4 protein-coding genes are annotated in these 7158 nt (G+C 57.2%); 1 reads left to right on the top strand and 3 read right to left on the bottom strand.

From position 1 onward, the window contains the following. Positions 1-117: 117 nt before the first annotated feature. Positions 118-501, bottom strand: coding sequence for a hypothetical protein (locus RBB47_RS26040; protein ID WP_305988834.1), 384 nt, complete (start codon positions 499-501; stop codon positions 118-120). 200 nt (positions 502-701) lie between these two features. After that, the gene (locus RBB47_RS26035; protein ID WP_305988833.1) at positions 702-2294 is read right to left on the bottom strand and encodes an ABC transporter substrate-binding protein; all 1593 of its coding nucleotides are present in this window, start codon (positions 2292-2294) and stop codon (positions 702-704) included. Positions 2295-2520: 226 nt separating this feature from the next. Here RBB47_RS26035 and RBB47_RS26030 point away from each other — a divergent pair, with 226 nt between their 5' ends. Then, the gene (locus tag RBB47_RS26030; RefSeq protein WP_305988832.1) at positions 2521-4965 is read left to right on the top strand and encodes a caspase family protein; all 2445 of its coding nucleotides are present in this window, start codon (positions 2521-2523) and stop codon (positions 4963-4965) included. A 61-nt stretch (positions 4966-5026) separates the two neighbouring features. Here RBB47_RS26030 and RBB47_RS26025 read toward each other — a convergent pair whose 3' ends face one another. Further along, positions 5027-7111 carry a S9 family peptidase gene (locus RBB47_RS26025; RefSeq protein WP_305988831.1) on the bottom strand — a complete coding sequence of 695 codons (2085 nt, stop codon included), beginning with the start codon at positions 7109-7111 and terminating at the stop codon, positions 5027-5029. Positions 7112-7158 lie beyond the last annotated feature (47 nt).

Below are 7158 nucleotides of genomic sequence, written 5' to 3'. Positions count from 1 at the left end.
TGTTTGGTCACCAACCAGTCTCAGATCTTCAATGTGAGTGAACAACCTTCTTAGATTTCACACCTAGGGTACGGACCTAAAAGATGCAGCGGTGGCGATATGACCGCTCTCCAGACCTCAAGCTGAATAGGCGTTGCAGCGGATGAATTTCGGGACGTCGATATAGCTGCGCATCAGAACGAGCCAGGCTTCGCATTCCGGTTTTGTGTTGAAGCAGCCGGCCTGGGAAATCACGTACCGGACCTCGAAATTATAAACAGTGCCGCTTGCAATGCCCTTCCAGCCGGAACCGGAAAAGTTGCGGCAGTCATATTGCGTGTTCCGGGTGTAGGGAATCTGGTTACGGTCCTTGCTGAAGGCCGGGCCGCCGAAGAGGCCGTAGGGCGTCTGAACCTGCTGGCATGCGACAAGACCCAATGCGGCGGTCGCCACCAGGGAAGCCTTCAAGACGGAGGCGAATTTACGGGCAGTGTGCGTGAGGCTGCGGATCCGTTGACCCATTGAGTGCTCCAGTGAATATGGCTGCATATCCCGTCCGAATATCCAAGAGACTGATTTGCAATAGGTATCACTTGAACGGAAGCGTGGGGTAAAATCAAGACACGATCCGGCGCGCGCGGCCATTTCATCGGGGAAATGGCAATACAAAAAACCGGCGCCATTGGCGCCGGTCGATTTGCTTTTCTGCCGTCAGGTTACTGTCAGTTGACGTTGATCCAGCGCAGCATCAGGAAGTTGTCGGCACGCTGGGTCAGGTCGATGTTCGATTTCGACCCCCAGAGCAGCGGTTGAATGTGCAGCGGGACATAAACCACGTCGTCGCGGACGATTTTCGCGACCTCGTCGAGCATGGCCTGACGCTTGTCGGGATCGATTTCCTTCTGAATCTGCGGAAGCAGTTCATCGACACGGGCGTTCGAGTAGCCGCCGAAGTTCCAGCTGCCGAGCTTCTTTTCGTCGTTCTTGGTGGTGACCAGGAAACGGATCGGGTGCTCAGCGTCGAACGTGCCGGGCGACCAACCGAGCAGGTACATGTCGAAGTTGCCCGCGCGCAGTTCCGGCCAGTAGTTGCGTACCGGCATCGCGTTGAGCTCTGCCTTCATACCGGCCTGGGTCAGCATCGCTGCCATCGCCTTGCAAAGTGCTTCGTCGTTGATGTAGCGGTCGTTGGGGCACATCAGGCCGAAGGAGAACCCGTCGGGATAGCCGGCTTCTGCAAGAAGTGCCTTCGCGCCTTCGAGATCGTAGCCGATGCGGTCGGTGGCAGCATCGCTGTGGCCCTTCATCTGAGCACTTACGAGCTGTGTCGCGACCTCGGCGTTGCCGCGCATGATCTTGTCGACCAGGGCTTCAGCGTTGACTGCCTTTTGAACCGCTTCGCGGACTTTTGCGTCCTGGAACGGGTTCTTGTCGCTCGTTTCGTCCGAGTATTTCAGCGCATCGTGGTTGTGGCCGAAGCCGAGCATGATCACGCGGGCCTCAATGCCCTGATGAAGGCTCAGGCCGTCCTGGCTTTCGATACGTCCAACGTCCTGGACAGGAACCGGATTGATGAGATCGACCTGGCCGCTCAGGAGACCGGATACAGCGGTCGCAGGGTTGGCGATCGGCAGGAACGTTGCCTTGGTGAGGTTGTGCTCCTGTTCGTCCCACCAGCCGTCAAACGGCTCCAAGACGGTCTGGACACCCGGCTCGCGCGAGACGAGTTTGAACGGGCCGGTCCCGTTTGCGTTGAGGGTTGCGTAAGTCTCCTCATCCTTTGCCGGGCGCACCGCGTCGTTCGCTTCCGCCCAGCCTTTGTCCAGGATCATGAAATTGGCAATGCTGTCCGGAAAAATCGGATTGGGGGCATGGGTCAGGAAGTCGATCGTGTAGTCGTCAACAATCTTGACTTCCTTGACCGGCGCAAACCACGAGCTTGTGTCTGCCGCTTCTGACGACGCACGCTCATAGGAGAAAAGAACATCCTCAGCCGTTAAATCCGAGCCATCGTGGAACTTAACACCTTCGCGCAGTTTGAAGCGCCAACCGTCGCCACCAAGGGGTTCCCAGCTTTCTGCAAGAGAGCCCTCGATCTGCATGTTCTTGTCGCGGCGGACAAGGCCTTCATAAACATTGTTGAGGAAGCCAAGGACTGGCGCGGAGTTGACCGCATGCGGGTCCATGGTCTGCGGGTCGGTCGGAGACGACCACTTGAGTTCCGCAGCGCTTGCCATCGAGACGGAAGAGAGCAGGGCGGCGGCAAGTGTAATCGCCGCGGCATAGCCCTTGGGCCTGTTTAATGACTGTGACATGGAACCTCCGATCAACTTAAGTAGAATTTCGTAGCCTATACTTGGACATCCCACAGGCAATGTCATTCCCCATCAGAACGCACCTGCTCACGAAATTTTGACTTGCTGAGGTCTGAAACTACGAGGAGCGGGCCAAAGCAGCATTGAAACAGTTGACGTTTTGGAACGCGCACCGTTCAATTCAGTTATTATGTTTTGTGCGTCTCAGGGAATCCGGAGCCTCGCAATGCGATTTTTGATTTTGCCTGTTTTGATTTTTTTCGCAGCTGTCGGAAGCCTGGAAGCCGCCGAGGAGAGGCGCGTGGCGCTCGTTATCGGCAACGGTGCCTACGAAAACGTGGCACCGCTTGCCAATCCGACAAATGACGCGTCTGCCATTGCCGAATCCCTCGAACGATTGGGATTTGAGGTCATTTTGGGCCTGGATCTCGATCACAGGACCTTTGTCAAACACATGAAAGATTATGCGAGGCGGCTTCAAGGGGCCGATCTTGCCTTGTTTTTCTATGCCGGTCATGGCCTTCAAGTGGATGGCACAAACTATCTAGCCCCCGTCAACACCGAGTTGGCAGACGAAATCGACCTTGAATACGAAACGGTTCAGCTGAATGCGATCATCCGGCAAATGGAAAGGCGGTCGCGAACCAGCCTCATCTTTCTGGACGCCTGCCGCAACAACCCTCTCGCTCGCAATCTCGCCAAGTCCATGGGGACGCGGAATGTCGGCTCGGAGCGCGGCCTTGCGCCCGTAGAGACAGGCATCGGCACCTTGATTGCCTATTCCACCCAGCCGGGCAACGTCGCGCTGGATGGAAGTGGCCGAAACAGTCCTTTCAGCGCAGCCCTCCTAAAGCACATGGAAACCCCCGGTGCGGACATTGCCATGGTGTTGCGGCGTGTCAGGCAACAGGTTCTGACCGAAACCGGTGGTAGACAGGTACCGTGGAGCAATTCGTCTCTGACCGGAGAGGTGGTTCTGAAATCTGGGTTACGTCAGGATTTGGTCGAGTTGAAGCGCCTCGAGGAAGAAGCTTTTTGGACCAGCATAAAAGAATCCTCTGACCCCGGGGTCTTGGAAAACTACATAAAGCGGTTTCCCGAGGGCCTCTTTGTTGACGAGGCGCGCCTTGTCGTTGAAGACCTCATCGCACGTCGCAGTGCTGAAAAGGCCCAGATTGAGCAGATAAAGGCGCAGGCGGCGCAGCAGGCAGATTTTCTGCGCAGGGCGGAACGTGAAAACGAAAAGCTGATGCTACAGCTGCAGGCCGGCACCGAGAGCCAGCGCGCGCGCTTGGAAGAGGCCCGATTGCAGGTAGCGGAGCGCGAGAAAGAACTTGCCGATTTGTCAGAGCAGAACGAGACCCTGAAGGAGTCCTTCCAGCAATCCGTCCTTGCACTGGAGACCCGCCTTCAAGAGGCCGAAGACAGGCAAGAAGTGCGCGAACAAGAGGTCGTCCGCCTGCGCGCTGAAAGATCAAGTCTCGAGAATCAGGTTGAAGCGCAAACGGAAATTCGCCAAACGCTGCAAAGCGCTGTCGAGAGTGCGGAGAAAAGTGCCCTGGAAACCGAACAGATACGTTCGGAGTTGTCCGCTCTGCGGTCCAAGTCCTTGACGGAAATCTCCTCCCAGAACCAGGAACTTGCCCGCGCACGCCAGCAAATCACCAAGGCACGAAAAAGTGCAGAGGCACACAGATCCGAATTGCTGAAGCTGCAGACAGAACGGGATGTGTATATCGAGCAATACCTGCAGCAGCTCCGGAAATCGGAAAGCGAACGCGAAGCGCTTGCTGCGCGCCTCGCTGAGCTGGAAGAAGAGAAGAAGCAGCTTGAGGAGGCGCAGTTTGCCAGCACGTCATCAGCTGCTTCAGCCAAGACGGCGGAAGCCTTCCGGCCAACTGTCAAATCCGTTCATCTTGACAGGGCAGGCAGGATTGCCCTGCAAATGTCCTTAAAGGAATTCGGCTACGATCCGGGTGCAGCAGACGGGAATTTCGGGCCACAGACTTTCCAGGCGATCATGGGTGCAAGGCTGGCTCTAAACCTGCCGGAAGGCAGCCATGTTGACCGCGACCTGATTAAGCTTCTTCCAGACGTTTCCAAGCTTTTCGGCGCCTATGACGGAGCCTGGGTTGTTGTGCGCACCGCTGCCGACCCCGGAGTTTGCGGTTGGACACAAGTCAAACAGAGGCTTGAAATTTCCAGGGGATCGATAAGCGGCCCCGGCTATGTCGGGGAAGTTTACAGCGATGGTTCGATCGAAATGACACGGAGTTTCATCCAGCGTCACAAGAGGAGGCAGTCGCTTTTTGAGGGAAAGATCGGGGAGACCGGTGGTGCGGGAACCTTCGCGTACGACTTCAATGCCTGCAAGGGGGAGTTTGTGCTGCACAAGGGTGACGTTGTCAGTCTGCACGAAGAGGATTTGTTCCAGTTCGACAGGAAGGACAGGGCACTTGTCAGTGCAATCCAGAGCGAGTTGAATCGCCTGGGTTGCGACGTCGGAACTGCGGATGGCATTTGGGGGGGGCGCTCTAGATTGGGACTGCGGACTTTCAGTTCAATTTATGGAAAGCAACCGGACAGTCGCGTTCACACAATGCCGCTGCTGGACATGCTCAAACAATCCCCGGACGGTTATTGCAAGGCTCGCGAAAGTGCGCGCAACTGAGGATGGAGTTTCGGATGCCAGTTCCTCCTGACATCCGAAACATTTTTGTCCGGGCGCAGACTTAGGCCTTACCCGCCACCATCAGCGCAAAGGCCTGATTGAGCGCCACTTCTTTCAAACGGTCGAAACGGCCGGACGCGCCGCCGTGGCCTGCTTCCATGTTGGTCTTGAGCATCAGGAGGCTGTCGCCTGACTTTGTGGCACGGAGCCTGGCAACCCACTTGGCAGGTTCCCAATAGGTGACACGCGGGTCCGTCAGGCCAGCAACGGCCAGGATCGCGGGATAGTGCTTGGCTTCCACGTTGTCATAAGGCGAATAGGACGCGATGTACTCGTAGGCCGCCTTGTCCGTGATCGGATTGCCCCATTCAGGCCATTCAGGCGGCGTCAATGGCAGCGTATCGTCCAGCATCGTGACCAAAACGTCGACGAACGGAACTTCCGCGATGATGCCGCCGAATTTTTCGGGCGCCATATTGGTCACCGCACCCATCAGCATGCCGCCAGCGGAACCGCCATGGGCCACGATACGCTCATAAGACGTGAAGTTTTCCGCCACCAGATGGTCGGCCGCCGCGATGAAGTCGGTGAAGGTGTTCTTCTTCTTTTCGCGCCGGCCATCCTTGTACCAGCGGAAGCCCTTGTCCTTGCCACCGCGAATGTGCGCGATCGCATAGACGAAACCCCGGTCCACCAGAGACAGGGCGTTGGTGTTGAAGCTTGCCGGGATCGTGATGCCGTAAGAGCCGTAGCCATAGAGCAGCAGAGGCGCCGATCCGTCGAGAGGCGTGTCCTTGTGGTAGAGAAGTGACACCGGCACCGTTTCCCCGTCTTCGGCAGGCGCCATGATCCGGCGCGTAACGTAGTCGGATGCGGTGTGGCCGGACGGAACCTCCTGTTCCTTCCTGAGGATACGATCGCGGGTTTCGACATCGTAGTCGAAGGTCTGCGACGGTGTCGTCATGGAGGAATAGCTGAACCGGATGGTCGTGGTGTCGAATTCGTAGCCGCCGCCGAGCCCGAGAGAATAGGCTTCTTCGTCAAACTCGACGGAGTGCTCGACACCATCTGCCAGACGGCGGATGACGATGCGCGGCAGGCCGTCCTCGCGCTCCAGCCTGGTCATGAAAGTCTTGTAGACACAGTGTGACAGGATCAGGCAGCCCGGCTTGTGCGGAACATAGTCTGTCCAGAACTCCCGTCCGGGTGTCGCCTTGGGTGCCGTGACGATCTTGAAATCTTCCGCGTCGCCCAGGTTGGTCAGGATGTAGAGCGTATCGCCATGGTCTTCGACAGAATATTCCACGCCAGTGTCGCGCGGAGCGATCAAGACCGGTGGTGTTTCGGGTTGATCGGCGGGGATCATCCAGACTTCCGATGTCTCGTGGTCGTGGATATCGATCAGGATCGTATTGCCGGACTGGGTTTTACCGACACCCATGAAGAAACCGGCGTCCTTTTCCTCGTGAACCAGCACGTCTTCAGCCGGATCTGAACCGACCTTGTGACGGAAGAGTTTCGACGGTCTGTGATTGTCGTCAAGGCGGATGTAGAAGACGAAATCGCTGTCCGCCGAAAAGACGCCGCCGCCGCCAGTGTCCGCAATGCTGTAGTCCAGGTCCTTGCCGGAAGCGATGTCACGCAATTGCAGGGAATAATATTCCGACCCCTTGTCGTCATATGCCCAGGCAAGCAGCTTGTGATCGGGAGACTGGCTTGCGCCGCCAAGTTTGAAATAGGCTCTGCCGTCCGCTTCCTTGTCGCCGTGCAGGAGGATGGTTTCCTCACCGCCATCACGCGGCGTGCGGAAAAAGATCGGCTGCTGACCGCCGGTTTCGAATTTCAAGCCATAGGCAAAGGGGCCGTCGGGTGATGGGACGGAACTGTCATCTTCCTTGATCCGTCCACGCATCTCGGCAAACAGCGTATCCTGAAGCTCTTTTGTCGGCTCCATGGTCGCGTCCTGATAAGCGTTTTCCGCTTCCAGATAAGCCCGGATGTCGGCATCCAGCACCGAGGGGTCACGCATGACCTCCTGCCAGTTGTCCGCGCGCAGCCAACCGTAGTCGTCCTGCCGCGAAATGCCGTGGGTTTCGTAGGTTTTGGGGCGCGCCTCGGCGCGCGGGGGAAAAGCATCTTGTTTCATGGCATCGCAGGTAGGATCTTTGACCGGTGAAGGCAAGTGACATTCTC

It is taken from the genome of Roseibium sp. MMSF_3544, assembly GCF_030732845.1.
GTDB lineage: Bacteria > Pseudomonadota > Alphaproteobacteria > Rhizobiales > Stappiaceae > Roseibium.
This window is presented reverse-complemented; position numbering and strand designations above follow the sequence as displayed.

Excerpts from the sequence above, each read along its gene's own strand:
- RBB47_RS26040 (WP_305988834.1), bottom strand. The coding sequence starts at position 501 with ATGGGTCAACGGATCCGCAGCCTCACGCACACTGCCCGTAAATTCGCC.
- RBB47_RS26035 (WP_305988833.1), bottom strand. The coding sequence starts at position 2,294 with ATGTCACAGTCATTAAACAGGCCCAAGGGCTATGCCGCGGCGATTACA.
- RBB47_RS26030 (WP_305988832.1), top strand. The coding sequence starts at position 2,521 with ATGCGATTTTTGATTTTGCCTGTTTTGATTTTTTTCGCAGCTGTCGGA.
- RBB47_RS26025 (WP_305988831.1), bottom strand. The coding sequence starts at position 7,111 with ATGAAACAAGATGCTTTTCCCCCGCGCGCCGAGGCGCGCCCCAAAACC.